The organism is Micromonospora sp. NPDC005413 (assembly GCF_040606435.1).
Taxonomy (GTDB): domain Bacteria; phylum Actinomycetota; class Actinomycetes; order Mycobacteriales; family Micromonosporaceae; genus Micromonospora.
This window is the reverse complement of sequence record NZ_JBEXEV010000055.1, coordinates 1-19,114: the sequence shown is the minus strand read 5'-3', so window position 1 is coordinate 19,114 and position 19,114 is coordinate 1. Positions and strand designations below refer to the sequence as shown.

Below are 19,114 nucleotides of genomic sequence, written 5' to 3'. Positions count from 1 at the left end.
ACCGGCCACCAAGACCAACGACTAAAGATCAACCAACCCGAGGTGGTCCACTTTCAGCCGGACCACGGTGGTCAGGGTTGGGGCGGCGTTGACACGTCTGCGGTCAACTTCGGCAAATTCGCTACCGGGGACCGATCTACGGCAGACAACCCGAGAGTCTTTGCCTGCATTGTATCTACTCCGGGGCGGCTACCAGGGCACTCGGCGTCGTTGCCGCCGCCACGGATGGCAGCGACATCTTGGAGATGCCTGCCGAGTTCAGCGACGCGGTCGACGTGCCTGATGACGTGCCGCATCACGTCATCGAGGAGGTCACTCGCCGGACCCCCGGCTTCACCGGTTGGCAGCAAGAGTCATGGCTCTACCACTGCGGCGATGGCGCGGCTCTTCTCGGCCCGGCTGGCTACCGCGATGTCGAACCTCATCCCGACGCCCTGAACATGCTTCGCGCGAGCCATCGGCAACTCGGTTGGTCACCCGAGGAAACCGAAGAGTTCCTGCATCGGCTCGACCGCAACGCTGAGCCCACCGCGTATCTCTTCCAATGCCTGCATTGCGGGACTCACCTCGCGTCCTGGGATATCGGCTAACCGCGCCTCAACGCCGAGACGCAGACGCACTATCTTCGGCAGATCCGTTTGTTCGCGGCGCCGATCGCGGAGAAATCTGCGGTCGCTGGTCAGTTGACGCTCACGACGACCTTTCCGAGGGCGCGTCCCTTACCCACGTGGGCCAACGCCTCGGGCGTCTCGTCGAGCGTGAAGGCCCGGTCGATGTGGATGACGAGGTCACCCGCCGCGCAGAGATCGGCCACCGGTTCGAAGTGGGTCGGCCCTTCCCGGACGGCGAGCACGCCCAGCCGGCGGTGGGTGAGCCGGCCGGCCACCGCGCCGATCGTCAGGACGCGCAGCAGCGCCGAGACCGATCCGCCGACGCACCGGTAGCGGCCACCGGGGGCCAGTGCCCGGCGGTAGGCGAACACCGATCGGTGCGCGACCAGATCGAGGATGAGATCGTACGGGCCGCTGCGGGTGAAGTCCCGGCTGCGGTAGTCGATCACCTCGTCGGCGCCGACGGACCGCATGAAGTCGAGCTTGCCCGCGTTGTCGACGCCGCTTACCTGGGCGCCGAGTCGTTTGGCTAGCTGGATCGCGAATGCGCCGGATCCTCCGCCGGCGCCGTTGATCAGGACCCGGTTGCCGGCTGCGGCGCCCGCGGTGCCCTGCTGTGCGATCACGCCTGCCTGTGGGATCGCCGACGCCTCGGCGAAGGTCAGGGCGGCGGGCTTGCGGGCCAGGACCGATTCGGGCGCGATCGCGTACTCGGCGAAACCGCCCTTGAGCATGAGGTTGTCGCCATACACCTCGTCACCGGGTCGGAACCGAGTGACGGCGGAGCCCACCGCGTCGACCCATCCGGCGATGTCCGAGCCGAGGGTCCGGCGTGCCGGGGAGCGCAGCCCACCGATGCGCGAATACAGTGGCGAACCTTGCAGAGTCTCCCAATCGCTCAAATTCACCGAGGTCGCCGCAATCTTGACGAGCACCTGTCGGGCAGCGGGGGAGGGCTTGGGGACATTCTCGATTCGCAACTCATCCGGCGACCCATACCTGTCGTACACGACTGCTCTCACCTGGTACCACCAGCCCTTCGGGAAAGTAGGCAGTACCCGATGCGTTCAGGGCCAGCAGCCTACGCCCTCTTGGTTAGCACGGCGGGACAAGCGGCTGGTCGACAAGGAGGCTGCCGGCGATTGAGAAGTCGGCGTAGGGCTCGGAATTGACCTTCTGGCACCGGCCGTTGCGCGCAATGACGGATGCGTTCACCGACGCGGACTTCCGCCTGTCGGTCACCAACAAACCCCGTATGTCTCCCGAGTTCCGCGCGAGATCCTGCCACGGGATCAGCGGTCTTCGTCGCCCTCGGTCGGACGTGGTGGGCGGTTGTGCTTGGCCCACTCGTCTACCTCGTCCGCGTCCCAGATGGTCGTCCCGATCAGGCGGGCCACGGGCTCAGGGAAGCCGGGTCGGCGGGTGATCTGCACTGGAACCGCGACAGCAACGAGTAGACCGACCATCGCCGGCCTCAGCTGAGGAACGTGTCCAGGGAGCGATGATCGAATCGCAGGATTGGGCCGGAGTAATCCTTTTGTCATGGACCTCGGCCGGTCGATGGGCGCATCTGGCCTCGACGTAGGCACTGCTGCTGCTGCAAGGCTCTTGCACCACCCACAGTGCACGGCACGCCTGCTGTCTCTGGGTATTGCGACCGGGAGCTACCGGATGCTCCGCACGAACCCTGCCCACGCGCCTTTCTTGAAGCGAAGGGTCGACCCGCTGGGGTTCTTGCTGTCGCGCACCACGATGCTCGTATCCAGTTCAGCTACCTCGACACAAGCTCCGCCGTTGTTGTCGCTGTAGCTCGACTTGCGCCAGACCGGGCGATCCGTGGTTTCCATGATCACTCTCTCAGGTCTGTTGCCGCTCCATGTCGTCCGCCATCCGAAGGATGAGCTTGCGCGACTCTACCGGCCCGAGAGCGGCTGCCCGGAGTCGGTCCCACAGCCGAGTGTAGGCCCGCACCGCGTCAGGACGGTCAAGGTAGTCGGCGTCGGTGAAGGTCTCGACGTAGATCACGTCCGATGCCGCGTCATCACCGAAGCGCAGGATGATGAAGCTGAACGAGGCTGTCTCGTAGGTCTGCGCGTTGAACGGAAAGACCTGCAAGGCCACGTTGGGTTGTTCGCTGGCCTCCGCCAAGTGAAGGAGTTGGCTGCGCATCGTGGCCCCATCGCCGATGCTTCGTCGCAGTGCCGACTCGCTGAGGATGAAGCTCAGGTCGGGTCCCTCGTCCTGCCGCAGGATCGACTGTCGCTCCATGCGAACGGCAACCTGCCGGTCGACCTCATCGGTGGACGGCCGTGGATGGGCGATCGCGTTCATGGCACGGATGTATGGCTCGATCTGGAGGACTCCCGGAATGACCTCCGGCTGGTACCAACGGATCTCTGACGCGTCACCTTCGAGGTCCAGGTACTGGCGGAACCAGTCCGGTACGGCGTTCCGGTAGGTGCTCCAGCGGCCGCGTTGCCTCCCTGCTCGTGCGAGGTCGCGTAGCGGCTCGGCGTCATCGCCCCGGACCCCGTAGAGATCGAGCAGCAGGTTCAAGTCAGTGAGCTTGATTCCCGACTGTCCAAGCTCGAGCCTGCTGATCTTGCTTGCGGCCGCGTCGATGACAGCAGCCGCCTCGTCCTGCGTCTTGCTCGCACCTTCGCGAGCCCGTTTGAGGGCAAGGCCGAGACGCCGCCGCTGGATCGTCGGGTTCACCACCGGCTGATTATGGCCCGGCCATGGGCGGGTACCGCGACACGCCGCCAAGAGGTTCCCAAATTAGGAGTCCAACTTTAGCCTTCTTGTACTTCCAAAATAGGAGTCCAAGTTTGGGGTCTCATGGGATCGCACGTGCCGTACGACGACTACCTGCTGGCGGTGGCGATGACCTTGGCGCGGCGGCATCGGCCGGTCTGGTCGTGGCGGCGCTGGCGGCGGGTCTGCCGGTGTGGGGTCGATCTGCCCTGTCGAGCCCGACACCGCATCCCGATTCGCCGAGGCCACTGGCCAGGGGAGGAGCAGGAGTGACCGAGGATCAGGTCGGACAGATCGTGGCGGTTCACCTGCCCGGCGTTGACGGGCTCTGCGCGGGCTGTCGCTGGTGGTGGGCGCGGCTGTCTCCGTACCCCTGTTATCAGGCGGAATGGGCCGCTCGCTGGCACGCGCGGGCCGCCACCCGGCGTTTCCTGGACGGCCTGCGGTGACCACGCACGGCCCGGTCCTTCCGGTGTGGACCTGCGGTGGCTGCGACGGGCCCTGGCCCTGCCGGACCCGGCGCATGGAGTTGCGTGCCGAGTTCGACGGTGCGCCCGTGTCGTTGAGTCTCTACATGGGGTCCTACCTGGTCTGGGCGGCCGAAGATCTGACGTGGTTGCCCGCTGGGCTGCTGCACCGCCGCTTCCTGGGCTGGGTCCGGTGAGTCTGATCCGGCGGGGTGACGAGCGGTTCCACTACAGCGACAATTCGCACAAGTGGATCCCGCCCGACCCCGACTATGACCAGGAGGTCTGGGACGAGATGGTGCGCCAACACCAGCTCCAGCACCTGGAGGAGATATCCCGGCGAAGAAAGGCAACTAGATCAATTGATGGAAAGTAGATGTCAGGGCCGTCTCAGACCTATTTCTCGTAGCCAGTGGCAGAAGAGCGCGGGCTCAATCAGTCGGCAGGAGTGGGCGCATGAACGTCCGCTCGTACCGCACGACACATCCTGAGTCGTCGCGGATGCTGTCAGCCGCGACGAACTCCGGGTCATTGCCGAACCGTGCGCGGTAGCGCTCATAGGCTGCGAGGCTCTCGAAGCTGAACAGCGCCTCGGCCTGGTCGCTGGCTCCCTCGGCGGGTAGAAAGTAGCCGTGGTGCACACCACCGTGCTTGGCCACCAGCCGCATCCACGCGCGCGCGAAGTCTTCAAACGCCTCGATCTGCGCGGGGTCGATGGTGTAGTGCACGACGCACGTGATCATGGCGCCACCATACGGGTCGGTGCACTCGCATCTCGGCGTGACCGCGCGGTGCCCATGTCGATACCGGGTTGGCGGCCACCGTTCAGTAGCCGGCGAGCTGCGGGGCCAGCGCGATCACTACGAAGCGGATCGTTCGGCCCAGCAGGCACGTCGCCGCGAAGGCGGCCGGGCGCATGGGCGTGCGGCCCAGGTAGACGCTGGCGGCCAGCAGCGGTGGAAATCCGGTGACGGCGCTGATCAGCAGCACCCCGGTCGCCTGGCGGGGACGTTCCATCACCTCGACGAGTCGGGCGCCGGCCGCCTTCGAACGCGCGAGCATCGTGCCCAGTCGGCCTGATGGCTGCGGCGCGGCGGACGGGCGTCTGCTGAGCCGGCGTTGCAGCCAAGCCGAGCGGATCGCGCCGCGCGCACCGAGGAAGATCAGGACCTTGCCGGCGGTCTGACCGGCCGCGGCGGCCACGCCGAGCGCCACCGCCGGAGCGCCGGTCGTCGCCCCGGCCGCGATCAGGTACGGCTCGGCCGGGGTGAACGGCAGGAAAGCCGACAGGAGCCCGACGGCCGCAGCCGTCAGGACGGCGATCATGGCTGGGTGTGCGGCAGGCCCACCGGCAACTTGGCGGCGCAGACCAACGAGACGACCTTCACCGCGGCGACCCCGAGGGCGAAGGTGACGGCCACGGCTGTCGGCGTGTAGATCGCGAGGATTACCACCGCGGCGGTGTTCAGCGCCTTCGCCGGCGGAGACCAGCCAGCTGCGCGCTCATGTCGGTGAGCAGGCGCTGTGTTTCGGTGGCCTACTCGGCGTACTACCGCTGCAGTTCGCCCGACACGGCGACCCGCTTGCGGACGGCCGCATACCAGACGCCTGCGATGAGCAGCGCGGCGACGACGATGAGGAAGACCGAGGCGACGTCCATCTAACTGTTTCCTTTCGGTACGGCTTCGCCGTCACCGGCGTTGCTCAGGGTCCTGACGGCGGCCGCCACCATGTCGGGCGTGAGGTGCAGCGAGAACGGCGTGGCCTCGTAGAACTTGAGTGCCTTGCCGTCCGCGGACAACTCCAGATGCGCGGTGACCAGCCCGGCCTTCTCCAACTTCTTGAGATGCACCTGCAGCAGCGCGCGGCTGATGCCCAGGTCGCGGGCGAGCTGTGACACGTAGGCGCGTCCGCCGGTCAGTGCGGCGAGCACACGCAGTCTGTGCGGACTGGCCAGGGTGGCAAGGACCTCGATCAGCCGGTCGCCGCTCAACTCTCCCATAGCTCACCTTGGCTCATGCCAACTATTATTTGCATGCGCCAGAACAGCTGTCAACTCGGCGCACCCAGGTGCCCGCCAAGCGGATTCCGCCCGACCCGGACTACGACCAGGAGGTCTTGGTTCATGGTGCTCGGCCAGTGGCCGCCCCCCGGATCTGCTCGTGGGCTGCGACCATCAGGCCATGACGATCGCGGGGAGCTATGTCGACTTCGCCGTCCGGGAGGCGCGTGGGGTGTCGCCTCTGTACGAGCGTCTGGCGCTCGCCGTGTCCCGGGACGCCGAACTGCTCGCCCTGCTCGACGGGCTCCCGCCTGCCAAGCGACAGCCGAATCTGCTGTTCAGCGTCGTCCGCTGGCTCGGCGGCCCGGTCGACGACCCGGCCGCCTTCCACGACTACGCGGTGACGCACTGGCCCGCTATCGAGGCGCAGCTCCAGACCCGGGCCACCCAGACGAACGAGACCGGTCGGTGCGCGGTCCTGCTGCCGGTGCTCGCCGCGCTGCCACAGCCCCTCGCCCTACTGGAGGTCGGTGCGTCCGCCGGGCTCTGCCTCTACCCCGACCGGTACGCGTACCGCTACGACGAGCAGCAGGTCGGCTCCGGGGAGCCGGTCCTGGAGTGCGATGCCACCGGGTTGGTGCCGCCGGCACGCGTACCCCAGGTGGTGTGGCGGGCCGGTCTGGACCTCAACCCGCTCGACGTGACCGACCCCGACGACGTGTCCTGGTTGGACGCGCTGATCTGGCCGGAGCACGCGCACCGGCGGGCCCGGCTGCGCACTGCGGCGGCAGTCGCCGCTGCCGACCCGCCGCTGCTGGTCCGCGGCGATCTGGTGGACGACCTGCCGGCGCTGGCCGCCCGGGCGCCGGCCGGCGCGACGCTTGTGGTGTTCCACACGTCCGTGCTCTATCAGGTGCCCGCCGCGCGCAGGGAGGCGTTCGTCCGGCTGGTCGGTGAGCTGCCCGGGCACTGGGTCGCGAACGAGGGTCCGGAGGTGCTGCGGTACGACGGGTTGCCCGACCCGCCGAGCGATGCGCTGCACAACGTCCTCGCGCTGGATGGCACGCCGTTGGCCTGGACCCGGGGGCACGGCCAGGCGATGACCTGGTTCGGCTGAGGCTATCGGCACCGAGCGTGACCTAGCGGGGCGTTCTGGCGCGCAGGGCCCGGACGAACCAGTCCAGCGCCGGCGCCGTATGCCCGCCCGCCGGCCAGCCGTTCACCACCGCGAGCAGGTCGAGGTAGCGGTCCCGGCGTGGGTCGTTCGCCGTCTCCAGCCGAGTCAGCAGCCGGCGCCGCAGGTCGGCGTCGTCGGGGCGGTCGGTGAGCTGCGCGTACCGGCCGGTGACGGCGGCCACGACGGAGTCGGCGGCGGGTGCGGACGGGTCGATGCCGGCAGCCAGGGCGGGGGCCGCCGCGTCCCGGGCCACCGCGACGGCGTCCGGGCGGGGCAGCGCCGGGACGTCGTGATCGGCGTCGTACTGCCGCACCAGCCGCTGCAGGCTGGCCCGGAAGTCCGGGTCCTGCGCCAGTTCGGCCAGCTCCATCCACGCCCGCACCTGCTCGGTGCTGGGCTCGTCGGGCAGTTCCGGCGTCAGCGACCGCATGATCCCGGGGTACGCCGGCCCGGCGGCCACGCCGTCGAAGACGGCGTCGAGGAAATCGGTGACCAGCCGGTGCCGCTCCTGAGCGGAGAGCCGGGCCAGCCGGTGCAGCAGCTCCACCTGCTCCGGACCAGCACCGCGCCGGCTCGCCTCGGTGAGCACCGCCTGGCGCAGCCGGAGAACCCTGATCTGCACCGCGAGGGCCTCGGCGTGCGCGGCCGTCGCCTCGTGCAGCGGCACCTCGCGATCCACCACCCGGCGGATGGTGGATAGGTCCACGCCAAGGTCGCGCAGCGTGCGGACCAGCTCCAGCCGGGCGACGGCCTCAGGCCCGTAGCGGCGGTAGCCGGCCGCGCTGCGGTCGGTCGGCGGCACAATGCCCTGGTCGGCGTAGTAGCGGATGGTCTTGACGCTCAGACCGATCCGCCGGGCCAGCTCGCCGATCGTGTACCGCGTTTCACCGTTCATGCCCCCACCCTGCCGTCTCCCCCCGCTGGAGACTCAAGCCCGGCAGGCTGCACCACCAGCTCGGTGGTGGATCCCGGTGCGGCTGAGGTCGAGTAAGCGGGCGCGCTCGTACGACGACAGTGCCCCGGATGGAGCGTCGAGCCGGTCGGCAGGGCGGGTACGGTCCCAGGGCCGCCGACACCCGGACGGCGGAACGGAGGCTCCACCGGTGTCCATCGCTCTGATCACCCTCGGCGGCACGATCGCGATGGGCGGCGTCGACGCCGGCCGCCCCGGCGTGGTCACCCGCCTCACCGGCGCCGACCTCACCGCCGCCGTGCCCGGCCTCGCTGAGCTGGGCGTACCCGTGGACGTGCGGGACACCCACGCGGTGCCCAGCGCCAACCTCACCGGCCGCCACCTGCTCGACGTGGTGGCGGAGGGCTCCCGGGCGGTGGCCGGCGGCGCCACCGGCGTGGTGGTCACCCAGGGCACCGACACGCTGGAGGAGACAGCGTTCCTGGCCGACCTGGTCTGGCCGCACGCCGCCCCGCTGGTGTTCACCGGCGCGATGCGCAACCCCACCCTGGCCGGCGCGGACGGTCCGGCGAACCTGCTCGCGGCCGTCCGGGTGGCGGCTGCGCCGGCCGCCCGTGACCTGGGCGTGCTGGTCGCCGTCAACGACGAGGTGCACGCCGCCCGCTGGCTGCGCAAGACGCACAGCACCAGCACCGCCACCTTCGCCGCACCCAACGCCGGCCCGATCGGTCAGGTGATCGAGGGGGAGGTGCGGGTGCTCACCCGGCCGGAGCGGCACGAGCCGCTGCCGCCGATCGACCCCGCCCGGCTCGACGGGACCCGGGTGGCCCTGTACGTGGTGACCATGGACGACGACGGGCTCCTGCTGAACGGCCTCGCCGGCACCCACCAGGGTCTGGTGGTGGCCGGCTTCGGGGTGGGGCACGTGCCTGCCGCGCTGGCCCCGGTGCTCGGGGACCTCGCCGCCCAGATGCCGGTCGTGCTCACCTCCCGTTCCGGGGCCGGCTCGGTGCTGCGGCACACCTACGGGGCGGTCGGCTCGGAGACCGACCTGCAACGGCGCGGGCTGCTCAACGGCGGGTTGCTCGACCCGTACAAGGCCCGGGTGCTGCTGCGGCTGCTCCTGGCCGCTGGCGCCGGCCCGGACGAGGTGGCCGCCGCCCTGGCACGGCACGGCTGACCACGGGCCGGGCGCTCCGACGGCGTCCCTAGACTGCTGCGGTGACCGGAGAGCGACGACCCCTGGCCGATCGGCCGCTCACCGAGCCGCACCCGTCCCGGCTCCCGCCCGAGCACCCCGACCGGGCCCACGTCCTCGCCGTGCACGCCGCCGCGCTGGCCGCCGGGGACGCCGGCTACCTCGACCCGGCGACCGGGCTGTTCGTGCTCAGCGCCGCCTTCCTGGCCCGGCGCGGCACATGCTGTGGACGCGGTTGCCGGCACTGCCCGTACGTCGACGACCCGCCGTCCGGATGAGCGCCGACCGGGTCACCGTCGGGCCCGCCGAACGAGGGCTTCCGCCCGACCCGGACACCCCGTACGGTTTCCGACGGACATCAGGCGGGCGGCTTCCGCCGTCGGTCGGCGAGAGGGTGAAACGTGCGCGGGCGGATCGTGGTCGCCGGGTTGGCGGGGCTGCTGGTGAGCGGCTGCGCTGCCGAGGCGGAGCCGGTGGCGGTGCCGCCTCCGGTGCCGATCGCGGTGGACGTGGCAGCCGCCTCCTCGGGCGGCGCCTGTCGGCTGCTGGACTTCGCGGTGATCGAGCAGTTGGTCAAGGAGCGCTTCGACGTGGCGGCGGCCAGCGATGAGGGCGACACACACACCTGTGTGGTCCGCGCCGGAGGCGCGACGCTGCCGGAGCTGACGTTGAGCGTGACCGAGACCACGATCGACAAGACCACGTTCGGCACGGACGTGACGCCCGACAAGGCGGCGAAGGTCACCGGTCTGGGTCAGCAGGCGTACAAGCGGACCATCGCCGCGGCGGGCGGGCACGGACCGGTCGCCGAGGTGGGCTGGCTGGCCGCAGACGGACGGTTGGCCACGTTGAGCTGGACAGGTGCTCGTGGCAGTAAGCGCGCGGCGGCCGAGAAGTTGACCGGCGACCTGGCCGCGCTTGCCAAGAAGGTGGACACCCGGGCGCTGTGATGCCCGGGTGTCCGGTTGGTCAATTGGCGGCGAACTCAGCTGGCGGCGACGAAGACGCGGGAGGCGACCTCGCGGGGCAGGCGCACCCGGTCCCCGGAGCGGTCGATCGACACCCCGTCGCGCTCCTGCGCCACGGTCACCGTGGCACCCGGGTCGACACCGGCGGCGTGCAGTTGGCGCAGCACGTCGGCATCCTTCTGCACGCTCTCGCAGATCCGGCGCACCACGACCGGCCCGGAGAGGCCGGGGAAGGCCAGGTTGCGCTCGCCCTCAACGGCCTCGGTGGTCTCCACCGCTGGCGAGCCCAGCTCCTGAAGACCCGGGATCGGGTTGCCGTAGGGGGAGCGGGTCGGCCGGTTGAGCAGGTCGTACACCCGCTTCTCCACCGCGTCGCTCATCACGTGCTCCCAACGGCAGGCCTCCTCGTGGGCCTCCTCGTAGGGCATCCCGATGACGTTGACCAGCAGCAGCTCAGCGAGGCGGTGCTTGCGCATCACGGACACGGCGCTGCCACGTCCCTGCGCGGTGAGCGTCAGGTGCCGGTCGCCTTCGACGGTGAGGAGGCCGTCGCGCTCCATCCGAGCGACGGTCTGGCTCACGGTGGGGCCGCTCTGCTGCAGCCGTTCGGCGATCCGGGCACGCAGCGGCGGCACCCCCTCCTCTTCCAACTCAAGGATGGTGCGCAGGTACATTTCGGTCGTGTCGACCAGGTCGTGAGACTTCATAACGTCAGCGGCCCTCCGGTGCACGATGCTACCTCGGGTGTTAGGCCAGCGACCGCCGCCGAACCGCGTGCCGTCGACACGGATGGTGTTGGATGGTCGCCATGTCCGGTACCCAGGAGCCGCTGGTCGAGGTCGATCGGCTCGCCGCCGAGCTCGACCGCGCCGATCCGCCCACCCTGCTCGACGTCCGATGGCGGCTCATCGGCCCGTCCGGCCGCGACGATTACCTCGCCGGCCACCTGCCCGGCGCGGTCTTCATCGACCTGGACACGGCGCTCTGCGGGCCGCCGGGCGCCGGCGGCCGGCATCCACTGCCCGACCCGGCCGCGTTGCAGGCCGCGCTGCGGGCCGCCGGCGTCCGTGCCGGTCACCCTGTGGTGGTGTACGACGGCGGCGACGGTCTGGCCGCCGCGCGGGCCTGGTGGACACTGCGCTGGGCCGGGCACCGCCCGGTGCGGCTGCTGCACGGCGGCTACCCGGCCTGGGTCGCCGCCGGACGGCCCGTCTCCACCGACGCACCCGCCCCGACCCCCGGCGACGTCGAGGTGCGCCCCGGCCACCTCCCGGTGCTCGACGCGGGCCAGGCCGCGGCGCTGGCCACCGCGGACGACGCCGTGCTGCTCGACGTACGGGCGGCGCCCCGCTACCGGGGCGAGGTGGAGCCGATCGACCCGGTCGCCGGGCACGTGCCAGGAGCCGCGAACCTGCCCGCCGGAGAGTACGTCGGCCCGGACGGGCGCTTCCTGGCCGCCGACGTGTTGAGCGAGCGGTTCGCCGCCGTCGGGGTGACCGGGGCGCGGGCCGTCGGGGCGTACTGCGGCTCCGGGGTGACCGCCGCGCAGGCGGTGCTCGCGTTGCACCTGGCCGGCCGCGCGGACGCGGCGCTCTACGTTGGATCGTGGAGCAACTGGGTGGCCGACCCGGAGCGGCCGGTCGCCTCCGGGCAGACACCTGGCCGCTGACCAGCGCGTGCGGTGGGCCGGCGACGGTCCTCGTGCAACGATGGGCTCATGTCCGACGACACGGTGGTGGTGTGGGACGAGTCGCTGCTCGCCTACGACATGGGTGACCATCCGCTCGACCCGGTCCGGGTGGAGCTGACCATCGCGCTCGCCCGCGAGCTGGGCATCCTGGATCGCCCAGGGGTGCGCATGGTCAAGCCGGAGCCCGCCGACGATGCTCTGCTCACCCGGGTGCACGACCCGGCCTACCTGGCCGCGGTGCGCGCCGCGCCGCGCGATCCGCTCTTCGCCGGGTACGGGCTGGGCACGTCCGACAACCCGGTCTTCGAGGGGATGCACGAGTCCAGCGCGCTGATCGCGGGCGCGACGGTGGCCGCAGCCGAGGCGGTCTGGCGCGGCGATGCCCGGCGGGCGGTGAACGTGGCCGGCGGTCTGCACCACGCGATGGCAGCCCGGGCCTCCGGTTTCTGTGTCTACAACGACCCCGCGGTGGCCATCGCCCGCCTGCTCGACCTGGGCGCTGAGCGGATCGCGTACGTGGACGTCGACGTGCACCACGGCGACGGGGTGCAGGACATCTTCTGGGACGACCCCCGGGTGCTCACGGTCAGCCTGCACGAGACCCCGCTGGCGCTCTTCCCGGGCACCGGTTTCCCGGACGAGACGGGCGGGCCGGGCGCGCAGGGCACCGCGGTCAACATGCCACTGCCTCCGGGTGTCGACGACACCGCCTGGCAGCGGGCCTTCCACGCCATCGTGCCGTCGGTGCTGCGTGCGTTCCGGCCGCAGGTGCTGGTCAGCCAGTGCGGTGCCGACGGGCACCGACTGGATCCGCTCGCCGACCTCAACCTCACGGTGGACGGGCAGCGGGCCACCTACCTGGCGTTGCGGGCACTCGCCGACGAGCTGTGTGACGGCCGTTGGGTGGCCACCGGCGGCGGCGGGTACGCGCTGGTCGAGGTGGTGCCCCGGGCCTGGAGTCACCTGCTGGCCGTGGCCACCGGTGACCCGATCGACCCGGCAACGCTCACCCCGCCGGCGTGGCGGGATCTGGTCGCCGGCCGTCGTCTGGGCCGGGAGGTGCCGCTGCGGATGACCGACGACGCGGACCCGTCGTACGAGCCGTGGCAGCCGACCGGCGAGCCGAACGCGGTGGACCGCGCGATCGCGGCCACCCGCAAGACGGTCTTCCCGCTGCTCGGGCTCGACCCGCACGATCCGCGGGATTGAGTCGGGCCGGGGAGGGCCGGGCCGGTGACGACCGTGGACCAGTCGGTGGACGTGCTGCTCAGCGACGGCAGCACCGTCCAGTTGCGACCGATCAGCCCGGCTGACGCGCCGGGCATCGTGGCGATGCACAGCCGGTTCTCCGAGCGCACCCGCTACCTGCGGTACTTTTCGCCGTACCCGCGCATCCCGGAACGGGACCTGGTCCGTTTCGTCACGGTCGACCACCACGACCGGGAGGCGTTCGTGGTGTTGGCCGCCGACCAGATCGTCGCGGTCGGCCGTTACGAACGGCTCGGCCCGCAGGCCCCGGAGGCGGAGGTGGCCTTCGTGGTGGAGGACGCCTACCAGGGCCGGGGCATCGGCTCGGTGCTGATGGAGCACCTGGCCGACGCCGCCCGTCGCAACGACATCATGAGCTTCGTCGCCGAGGTGTTGCCGACCAACGGGACGATGCTGCGGGTCTTCTCCGACTTCGGCTACCAGGTCCAGCGCGAGTACGCCGACGGTGTGGTGCACCTCAGCTTCCCGATCGCGCCCACCGAGGCCACGCTGGAGGTGCAGCTCGGCCGGGAACACCGCACCGAGGCCCGCTCGATAGCCCGGCTGCTCGCCCCACGCGGCATCGTCGTCTACGGCGCCAGCGCCACCGGCCAGGGCGTCGGCGCGGCGGTGCTCGGGCACCTGCGCGACGGCGGTTTCACCGGTGCTGTGGTGCCGGTGCATCCGAGCGCGTCGACCGTGGCGGGCCTGCCCGCGTACCCCTCGGCGGTCGACGCCGCGATGCCGGTGGACCTGGCGGTGGTGGCGGTCCCGCCGGAGGCGGCGACCGCGGTGGTCGCCGACGCCGCCGCCGCGGGGGTGCACGGCCTCGTCGTCATCTCGGCCGGCTTCGCCGAGGCCGGCGCCGAGGGCGCGGTCACACAGCGGGCGCTGGTCCGTGCGGCGCACGCCGCCGGGATGCGGGTGGTCGGCCCGAACTGCCTGGGCGTGGCCAACACCGACCCGACGGTACGCCTCAACGCGACCCTCGCCCCGGCGCTGCCGCCGGCCGGCCGGGTCGGCATCTTCAGCCAGTCCGGTGCGTTCGGGGTGGCGCTGCTCGCCGAGGCGGACCGGCGTGGCCTCGGGCTGTCCAGCTTCGTCTCGGCCGGCAACCGGGCCGACGTCTCCGGCAACGACCTCCTTCAGTACTGGCAGGACGACCCCGGCACCGACGTGATCATGTTGTACCTGGAGACCTTCGGTAATCCGCGCAAGTTCGCCCGGCTGGCCCGGCGGATCGGCCGCGCCAAGCCCGTCGTCGCGCTGGCCTCGCCGGCCCGCCCGCCCGGAGTGGGCGACACCGCCGGGCCGGACGAGGTGGCGGTGGCCGCGCTCTTCGCCCAGTCCGGGGTGATCCGGGTGGACACCGTGCCGGAGCTGCTCGACGTGGGTGTGCTGCTGGCCAACCAGCCGCTGCCGGTCGGCGGCCGGGTCGGTGTGGTCGGCAACTCGTCGGCCCTGACCGGGTTGGCCGCCACCGCCTGCGCGGGGCAGGGCCTCACCGTGGCCGATGGCTATCCCCGCGACGTCGGGCCGAGCGCCGGGGCCGCCGAGTTCGCCGCCGCCCTTGCGGAGACGGCCGGCGACGACCGGGTGGACGCCCTGGTGGTGGTCTTCGCCCCGCCTCTGCCCGGCCAGTTGACCGATGTGGACGCCGACGTGACCGCCGCGCTGCCGGCCGCTCTCGCGCTGGGCAAGCCGACCGTGGCGACGTTCCTGGTCGGGCGGCTGCCGCCGGGGGTGCCCGCGTACGGCGGCGTGGAGGAGGCGGTCCGTGCTCTCGCCCGGGTGCACCGGTACGCCGAGTGGCTACGCCGCCCGCCTGGGGTCGCGCCCGAGTTGCCCGGCATCAATCATGCCGCCGCGCAGGCCGCGCTCCGCAGCGACGCCACCGACCCGGGCGCGCTGCTGGCCGCGTATGGCATCGATGTGGTGGCCTCGGTGCCCGTCGACTCGGTCGGCGCGGCGGTCGAAGCGGCGGCGCGGCTGGGTTTCCCGGTGGCGCTCAAGGCGGCCGCCCCCGGGCTGCGGCATCGACTCGACCTCGGCGCGGTCCGGCTCGACCTGCCCGACGAGCCGGCCCTCCGCCGCGCGTACGCCGAGCTGGCGGCGACCTTCGGCGCGGACGCGCTGGTCCAGCCGATGGTCCCGCCCGGGGTGGCCTGCGTGGTGGAGTTGGTGGAAGACCCGGCGTTCGGGCCGGTGGTCGGCTTCAGCCTCGGCGGGGTAGCCACCGAGTTGCTCGGCGATCGGGCCTGGCGGGCGGTGCCGCTGACCGATCGGGACGCCGCCGAGCTGGTCGACGAGCCCCGGGCGGCGCCGCTGCTGCGGGGGCACCGGGGTGCCGCACCGGTCGATCGGGCGGCCCTGGCCGACCTGCTGCTGCGGGTGGGTCAGCTCGCCGACGAGCAGCCCCGGGTGCGGTCGCTGACCCTCAACCCGGTGCTCGCCCGTCCGGACGGCATCTCGGTCCTGCACGCCCAGGTACGAGTCGGTGGTGTGGCCGCCCGACCGGACACCGGCCCCCGTCGCTTGTGACACCGGCCCCCGTCGCTTGTGACACCGGCCGCCGTCGAGCCGATCAGGCGCGACTGGAAATCTGCTGGACTGCCCAGGTGTTGCCGTCCGGGTCGGCGAAGAAGACGAAGCCGACGTTGTCCATCGGATCCGCCGTAGGGCTCGGGTTGACGCCCAGCACCTGGATCTCACTGACCTCCACACCACGTTCGACCAGCTCGGCGTGGGCCTGCTTGATGTCGGGCACCACCAGTTGCAGGCCCTTGAGCGAGCCCGGCGGCATCTCCGGGACGACGCCTTTGCCGATCACGATCGAGCAGCCGGAGCCGGGCGGGGTCAGCTGCACGATGCGTGCGTCGTCGCTGATCACCGTGTCGTGGTCCACCGCGAAGCCGAGTTGGTCGGCGTAGAACTTCTTCGCCCGGTCCAGGTCGGAGACCGGCACGATCACGACTTCCAACGTCCAGTTCATGGTTGCTCTCCTCGTATCGTCGTTGTCGAACGCAGCAGCTCGGCGAGCCGCGTGTAGCTCTGCCCGACACCTCGGGCCATCGGGTAGCGCAGCACGGTGTCCCGCCCCTGCACGGTGGCGTAGAGCAGCGTGGTGGTGACTGTCGTTGCCCCGGCCAACTCGGTGAACTCGTGGCTGACCAGAGTCTCGCCCGGGTAGGACTGGTCGTCGAAGAGCTCGGTGCAGACCAGCCGCTTCGGTGGGTCGATCTGCCGGTAGACCCCGGCCTGGACCATCCGGGCACCCTCCGGGCCCAGTGACACGAACCGCCACCGCCCGCCGACCCGCAGGTCGACGTCGCACTGCGCCAACCTCCAGCCGCGCGCGCCATACCACCGGACCAGCAGCTCGGGTTGGGTGAACGCGGCGAACACCAATTGTGCTGGTGCGGCGAACAGCCGACTCAACACGACCTCCCGGTCGCCCTGGGTGTGCACGACGAGTGGGTCGTCGATGCCGGTCACCCGCCGGTCCCGTCCGGTCGGGTACGCCGACGCTCGGCGTCGGTCTGGTCGATGGTCTGGAGTTCGTCGAGCAGGTTGTCGAGGCGCTGGTAGCTCTCCGCCCAGTAGTCGCGGTAGTCGGCGAGCCACGCCGTCGCCTCCCGCAGCGGGCGGGCCTCCAAGCGGCACGGCCGGCGCTGGGCGTCCCGCCCCCGGCTGACCAGACCAGCGCGTTCCAGCACCTTGAGGTGCTTGGAGATCGCCGGCTGGCTCATCTCGAAGGGCTCTGCCAGCTCCGTCACGGTCGCCTCACCGACCGCGAGCCGGGCGAGAATGGCCCGCCGGGTCGGGTCGGCCAGCGCCGCGAAGGTCGCGTCCAACAGCTCGGCGCCCACCGCTCATAACCTCCTAGTTAAATAACCAGTTGGTTCTATCGCGGATCGGTGCCACCGTCAAGCACCTCGCAGCATGGAAGGCCCCGGCGAACCGCCAGGGCCTTCCATGGGAACCGAGTGCGTCAGCAGGCGTACGCCTCCAGACGCTGGGCACGCTCCGGGTCGCGCAGCTTCAGCAGCGTCACCTTCTCGATCTGCCGGATCCGCTCCCGGGACAGACCGAACTCCCGGCCGACCTCGTCCAGAGTGCGCTGCCGACCGTCGTCCAGACCGAACCGGAGCCGAATGACCGCCTGCTCCCGCTGCGACAGGGTGGCCAGCACGATGCTGACCTCGTTGCGTAGCTCGCCCTGCGCGGCCGCGTCGCCCGGCTCGTTGCGCGGGTCCACCGAGGCCACGAAGTCGCCGAGCGCGCTCTCGCCGTCGTCGCCGACGGCCTGATCCAGGCTGACCGGCTCCCGGTCGTAGGAGATCAGTTCGATGACCTGAATCTCGGGGATCTCCAGCGCGCGGGCGACCTCGGCGACCGTGGGTTCGCGGCCCAGCGTCACCGACAGCTCGCGGCGGGCCCGGACCATCCGGTTGACCTGCTCGACCATGTGCACCGGGATGCGGATGGTGCGCGCCTGATCTGCCATGGCCCGGGTGATCGCCTGCCGGATCCACCAGGTGGCGTACGTGGAGAACTTGTAGCCCTTGGCATAGTCGAACTTCTCCACCGCCCGGATCAGGCCGAGGTTGCCCTCCTGGATCAGGTCGAGAAAGGCCATCCCGCGGCCGGTGTAGCGCTTGGCGATGCTGACCACCAACCGCAGGTTCGCCTCCAACAGGTGGTCCTTGGCCGCCCGGCCCTCCGCGACGATCAGCTCCAGGTCGGTCCGCAGCTCCGGGGACACCGGGGTGCAGGTGGCCAGCTTCTCGGCGGCGAACAGGCCGGCCTCGATCCGCCGGGCCAGGTCGACCTCCTGCGCGGCGGTCAGCAACTTCGTGCGGCCGATCCCGTTGAGGTACGCCCGGACCAGGTCGGTGGAGATGCCGCGCTCGTCGGTGGCGTCCAGGTCGGCGAGGACCTCGGAGGCCCCGTCGGTGTCGGTCGTGGTGGCCGGGCGCATCCGGTGTTCCGTCATCTGCAGGACCATCTCTGTCTCTCCCCGTGTCCACGTCTGTGCCGTGTCTCCGGCCCAGTGGTGCCGGTGTGAGACACAGCTTGGCGGGCGGGGCGTAAAACGGGAGTGAGGCGATCGGGCACCCGACAGGAATTGGGTCGGATCGCTGGTGCGGTGTGTCGTCCCGATGTGTGGTTGCCGGCCCCGGCTACGTTGCGGACGGTCGACCACCCCGGTCGGCGGGGACAGAAGATGGAGGACGGTGTGGTCTTCAAGCGGCTCATGAAGGCGATGGGGGTCGGCGGCCCGTCGGTGGAGACGGTGCTGGCCAACCCGAACTGCCGCCCCGGCGGCCAACTGGAGGGCCGCATCCAGGTGGTCGGGGGTGACCACCAGGTCGACATCGACCACGTGACCCTCGGCCTGGTCACCCGGGTCGAGGTCGAGAGCGGCGACAACGACTACGACACCACTCAGGAGTTCCACCGCCAACAGGTCACCGGCGCGTTCCGGCTGGAGCCCGGGCAGCGTTACGACATCCCGTTCCGCTTCGACGTGCCGTGGGAGACACCGGTCACCGAGTTGTACGGGCAGCACCTGCACGGCATGACGATGGGCCTGCGTACCGAGCTGGAGGTTGCCCGCGCGGTCGACAAGGGTGACCTGGACGCCGTGTCGGTGCACCCGCTGCCGGCGCAGGAGAAACTGCTGGACGCGTTGCTGCGACTGGGCTTCCGGTTCGCACGCGCCGATGTGGAGCGTGGTCACATCTACGGCGTACGGCAGACGTTGCCGTTCTACCAGGAGATCGAGTTCAGCCCGGCACCGCAGTACGCCCGCTCGATCAACCAGTTGGAGGTCACCTTCATCGCCGATGCGCAGCAGATGCAGGTGGTGCTGGAGGTCGACAAGCGTGGCGGCGTCTTCACCGAGGGTCGGGACGCCTTCGGCCGGTTCACGGTCGACCACGCCACCGCCGACCGCACCGACTGGACCGCCGAACTCGACAACTGGCTCCGCCAGTCCCTGTCCCGCCGAGGCCTCTTTTCCATGACCCAACCGCCCGGTCAGCGCATCCAGACCGGGTCGGTGCCCGGCACGGAGAGCGGCG

22 protein-coding genes and 2 pseudogenes are annotated in these 19,114 nt (G+C 70.9%); 11 read left to right on the top strand and 13 right to left on the bottom strand.

Features of this window, described 5'->3' with window-relative positions:
- Nucleotides 1–107: 107 nt before the first annotated feature.
- Nucleotides 108–590 (top strand): annotated as a pseudogene (locus ABZS37_RS31605) (CbrC family protein); the annotation flags it as partial.
- A gap of 89 nt (nt 591–679) precedes the next feature.
- Here the strand turns inward: ABZS37_RS31605 and ABZS37_RS31600 are convergent.
- From ABZS37_RS31600 to ABZS37_RS31590, 3 genes are all read right to left on the bottom strand, one after another.
- Entirely contained in the window at nt 680–1,621 is a 942-nt protein-coding gene (locus ABZS37_RS31600) for an NAD(P)-dependent alcohol dehydrogenase (protein WP_355175073.1), read from the bottom strand.
- Between the two features lie 654 nt (nt 1,622–2,275).
- On the bottom strand, nt 2,276–2,458 hold the full coding sequence (locus ABZS37_RS31595) for a DUF397 domain-containing protein (protein WP_355175069.1): 183 nt from the start codon (nt 2,456–2,458) through the stop codon (nt 2,276–2,278).
- A gap of 10 nt (nt 2,459–2,468) precedes the next feature.
- Entirely contained in the window at nt 2,469–3,329 is an 861-nt protein-coding gene (locus tag ABZS37_RS31590; protein WP_355175067.1) for a DUF5753 domain-containing protein, read from the bottom strand.
- A 305-nt stretch (nt 3,330–3,634) separates the two neighbouring features.
- Between ABZS37_RS31590 and ABZS37_RS31585 the strand changes: the two genes are divergently transcribed.
- Both ABZS37_RS31585 and ABZS37_RS31580 read left to right on the top strand, forming a co-directional pair.
- On the top strand, nt 3,635–3,814 hold the full coding sequence (locus ABZS37_RS31585) for a hypothetical protein (protein ID WP_355175065.1): 180 nt from the start codon (nt 3,635–3,637) through the stop codon (nt 3,812–3,814).
- Nucleotides 3,815–3,888: 74 nt separating this feature from the next.
- Nucleotides 3,889–4,029, top strand: coding sequence for a hypothetical protein (locus ABZS37_RS31580; protein WP_355175063.1), 141 nt, complete (start codon nt 3,889–3,891; stop codon nt 4,027–4,029).
- A 234-nt stretch (nt 4,030–4,263) separates the two neighbouring features.
- Here ABZS37_RS31580 and ABZS37_RS31575 read toward each other — a convergent pair whose 3' ends face one another.
- From ABZS37_RS31575 to ABZS37_RS31560, 4 genes are all read right to left on the bottom strand, one after another.
- Nucleotides 4,264–4,575 carry an NIPSNAP family protein gene (locus ABZS37_RS31575; RefSeq protein WP_355175061.1) on the bottom strand — a complete coding sequence of 104 codons (312 nt, stop codon included), beginning with the start codon at nt 4,573–4,575 and terminating at the stop codon, nt 4,264–4,266.
- A gap of 82 nt (nt 4,576–4,657) precedes the next feature.
- The gene (locus ABZS37_RS31570) at nt 4,658–5,158 is read right to left on the bottom strand and encodes a hypothetical protein (protein ID WP_355175059.1); all 501 of its coding nucleotides are present in this window, start codon (nt 5,156–5,158) and stop codon (nt 4,658–4,660) included.
- Nucleotides 5,155–5,286 carry a hypothetical protein gene (locus ABZS37_RS31565; protein ID WP_355175057.1) on the bottom strand — a complete coding sequence of 44 codons (132 nt, stop codon included), beginning with the start codon at nt 5,284–5,286 and terminating at the stop codon, nt 5,155–5,157. The genes ABZS37_RS31570 and ABZS37_RS31565 overlap by 4 nt, the downstream gene beginning before the upstream one ends.
- A gap of 206 nt (nt 5,287–5,492) precedes the next feature.
- Entirely contained in the window at nt 5,493–5,834 is a 342-nt protein-coding gene (locus ABZS37_RS31560) for an ArsR family transcriptional regulator (RefSeq protein ID WP_355175055.1), read from the bottom strand.
- 181 nt (nt 5,835–6,015) lie between these two features.
- On the opposite strand from ABZS37_RS31560, the gene ABZS37_RS31555 reads away from it, so the two are divergent.
- Nucleotides 6,016–6,951: a DUF2332 domain-containing protein gene (locus ABZS37_RS31555; protein WP_355175053.1), complete on the top strand. Its 936-nt coding sequence runs from the start codon at nt 6,016–6,018 to the stop codon at nt 6,949–6,951.
- A gap of 22 nt (nt 6,952–6,973) precedes the next feature.
- On the opposite strand, the gene ABZS37_RS31550 is transcribed toward ABZS37_RS31555, so the two are convergent.
- Nucleotides 6,974–7,906 carry a MerR family transcriptional regulator gene (locus tag ABZS37_RS31550; protein ID WP_355175051.1) on the bottom strand — a complete coding sequence of 311 codons (933 nt, stop codon included), beginning with the start codon at nt 7,904–7,906 and terminating at the stop codon, nt 6,974–6,976.
- A gap of 208 nt (nt 7,907–8,114) precedes the next feature.
- Between ABZS37_RS31550 and ABZS37_RS31545 the strand changes: the two genes are divergently transcribed.
- The 3 genes from ABZS37_RS31545 to ABZS37_RS31535 all read left to right on the top strand — a co-directional run bounded on the left by ABZS37_RS31545 (nt 8,115) and on the right by ABZS37_RS31535 (nt 10,072).
- Entirely contained in the window at nt 8,115–9,104 is a 990-nt protein-coding gene (locus ABZS37_RS31545) for an asparaginase (RefSeq protein WP_355175049.1), read from the top strand.
- A gap of 41 nt (nt 9,105–9,145) precedes the next feature.
- Nucleotides 9,146–9,400: a DUF5522 domain-containing protein gene (locus ABZS37_RS31540; RefSeq protein WP_355175047.1), complete on the top strand. Its 255-nt coding sequence runs from the start codon at nt 9,146–9,148 to the stop codon at nt 9,398–9,400.
- A 123-nt stretch (nt 9,401–9,523) separates the two neighbouring features.
- Entirely contained in the window at nt 9,524–10,072 is a 549-nt protein-coding gene (locus ABZS37_RS31535; protein ID WP_355175045.1) for a hypothetical protein, read from the top strand.
- 35 nt (nt 10,073–10,107) lie between these two features.
- Here ABZS37_RS31535 and ABZS37_RS31530 read toward each other — a convergent pair whose 3' ends face one another.
- Nucleotides 10,108–10,797 (bottom strand): metal-dependent transcriptional regulator, encoded by a 690-nt coding sequence (locus tag ABZS37_RS31530; protein ID WP_355175043.1) that lies wholly within the window; start codon nt 10,795–10,797, stop codon nt 10,108–10,110.
- 101 nt (nt 10,798–10,898) lie between these two features.
- Here ABZS37_RS31530 and ABZS37_RS31525 point away from each other — a divergent pair, with 101 nt between their 5' ends.
- Genes ABZS37_RS31525 through ABZS37_RS31515 form a run of 3 tightly spaced genes read left to right on the top strand, consistent with a single transcriptional unit; the run spans nt 10,899 to nt 15,569 of the window.
- Entirely contained in the window at nt 10,899–11,759 is an 861-nt protein-coding gene (locus ABZS37_RS31525; RefSeq protein WP_355175041.1) for a sulfurtransferase, read from the top strand.
- A gap of 48 nt (nt 11,760–11,807) precedes the next feature.
- A complete protein-coding gene (locus ABZS37_RS31520; protein ID WP_355175039.1) occupies nt 11,808–12,989 on the top strand; it encodes an acetoin utilization protein AcuC in 1,182 nt (393 codons plus the stop codon).
- Between the two features lie 24 nt (nt 12,990–13,013).
- Entirely contained in the window at nt 13,014–15,569 is a 2,556-nt protein-coding gene (locus ABZS37_RS31515) for a GNAT family N-acetyltransferase (RefSeq protein WP_355175037.1), read from the top strand.
- Between the two features lie 43 nt (nt 15,570–15,612).
- Here ABZS37_RS31515 and ABZS37_RS31510 read toward each other — a convergent pair whose 3' ends face one another.
- The 4 genes from ABZS37_RS31510 to sigB form a co-directional block, all read right to left on the bottom strand.
- The gene (locus tag ABZS37_RS31510) at nt 15,613–16,020 is read right to left on the bottom strand and encodes a VOC family protein (protein ID WP_355175035.1); all 408 of its coding nucleotides are present in this window, start codon (nt 16,018–16,020) and stop codon (nt 15,613–15,615) included.
- A complete protein-coding gene (locus ABZS37_RS31505) occupies nt 16,017–16,514 on the bottom strand; it encodes an SRPBCC family protein (protein WP_355175071.1) in 498 nt (165 codons plus the stop codon). The genes ABZS37_RS31510 and ABZS37_RS31505 overlap by 4 nt, the downstream gene beginning before the upstream one ends.
- A 5-nt stretch (nt 16,515–16,519) precedes the next feature.
- Entirely contained in the window at nt 16,520–16,897 is a 378-nt protein-coding gene (locus ABZS37_RS31500; RefSeq protein ID WP_355175034.1) for a metalloregulator ArsR/SmtB family transcription factor, read from the bottom strand.
- Between the two features lie 122 nt (nt 16,898–17,019).
- A complete protein-coding gene (sigB, locus tag ABZS37_RS31495; protein WP_355175033.1) occupies nt 17,020–18,024 on the bottom strand; it encodes an RNA polymerase sigma factor SigB in 1,005 nt (334 codons plus the stop codon).
- Nucleotides 18,025–18,267: 243 nt separating this feature from the next.
- On the opposite strand from sigB, the pseudogene ABZS37_RS31490 reads away from it, so the two are divergent.
- Nucleotides 18,268–19,050, top strand: a pseudogene (locus tag ABZS37_RS31490) (sporulation protein); the annotation flags it as partial.
- Nucleotides 19,051–19,114 lie beyond the last annotated feature (64 nt).

Excerpts from the sequence above, each read along its gene's own strand:
- ABZS37_RS31530 (WP_355175043.1), bottom strand. The coding sequence starts at position 10,797 with ATGAAGTCTCACGACCTGGTCGACACGACCGAAATGTACCTGCGCACC.
- ABZS37_RS31510 (WP_355175035.1), bottom strand. The coding sequence starts at position 16,020 with ATGAACTGGACGTTGGAAGTCGTGATCGTGCCGGTCTCCGACCTGGAC.
- ABZS37_RS31550 (WP_355175051.1), bottom strand. The coding sequence starts at position 7,906 with ATGAACGGTGAAACGCGGTACACGATCGGCGAGCTGGCCCGGCGGATC.
- ABZS37_RS31580 (WP_355175063.1), top strand. The coding sequence starts at position 3,889 with ATGGAGTTGCGTGCCGAGTTCGACGGTGCGCCCGTGTCGTTGAGTCTC.
- sigB (WP_355175033.1), bottom strand. The coding sequence starts at position 18,024 with ATGACGGAACACCGGATGCGCCCGGCCACCACGACCGACACCGACGGG.
- ABZS37_RS31560 (WP_355175055.1), bottom strand. The coding sequence starts at position 5,834 with ATGGGAGAGTTGAGCGGCGACCGGCTGATCGAGGTCCTTGCCACCCTG.
- ABZS37_RS31525 (WP_355175041.1), top strand. The coding sequence starts at position 10,899 with ATGTCCGGTACCCAGGAGCCGCTGGTCGAGGTCGATCGGCTCGCCGCC.
- ABZS37_RS31520 (WP_355175039.1), top strand. The coding sequence starts at position 11,808 with ATGTCCGACGACACGGTGGTGGTGTGGGACGAGTCGCTGCTCGCCTAC.
- ABZS37_RS31575 (WP_355175061.1), bottom strand. The coding sequence starts at position 4,575 with ATGATCACGTGCGTCGTGCACTACACCATCGACCCCGCGCAGATCGAG.
- ABZS37_RS31555 (WP_355175053.1), top strand. The coding sequence starts at position 6,016 with ATGACGATCGCGGGGAGCTATGTCGACTTCGCCGTCCGGGAGGCGCGT.
- ABZS37_RS31595 (WP_355175069.1), bottom strand. The coding sequence starts at position 2,458 with ATGGAAACCACGGATCGCCCGGTCTGGCGCAAGTCGAGCTACAGCGAC.
- ABZS37_RS31570 (WP_355175059.1), bottom strand. The coding sequence starts at position 5,158 with ATGATCGCCGTCCTGACGGCTGCGGCCGTCGGGCTCCTGTCGGCTTTC.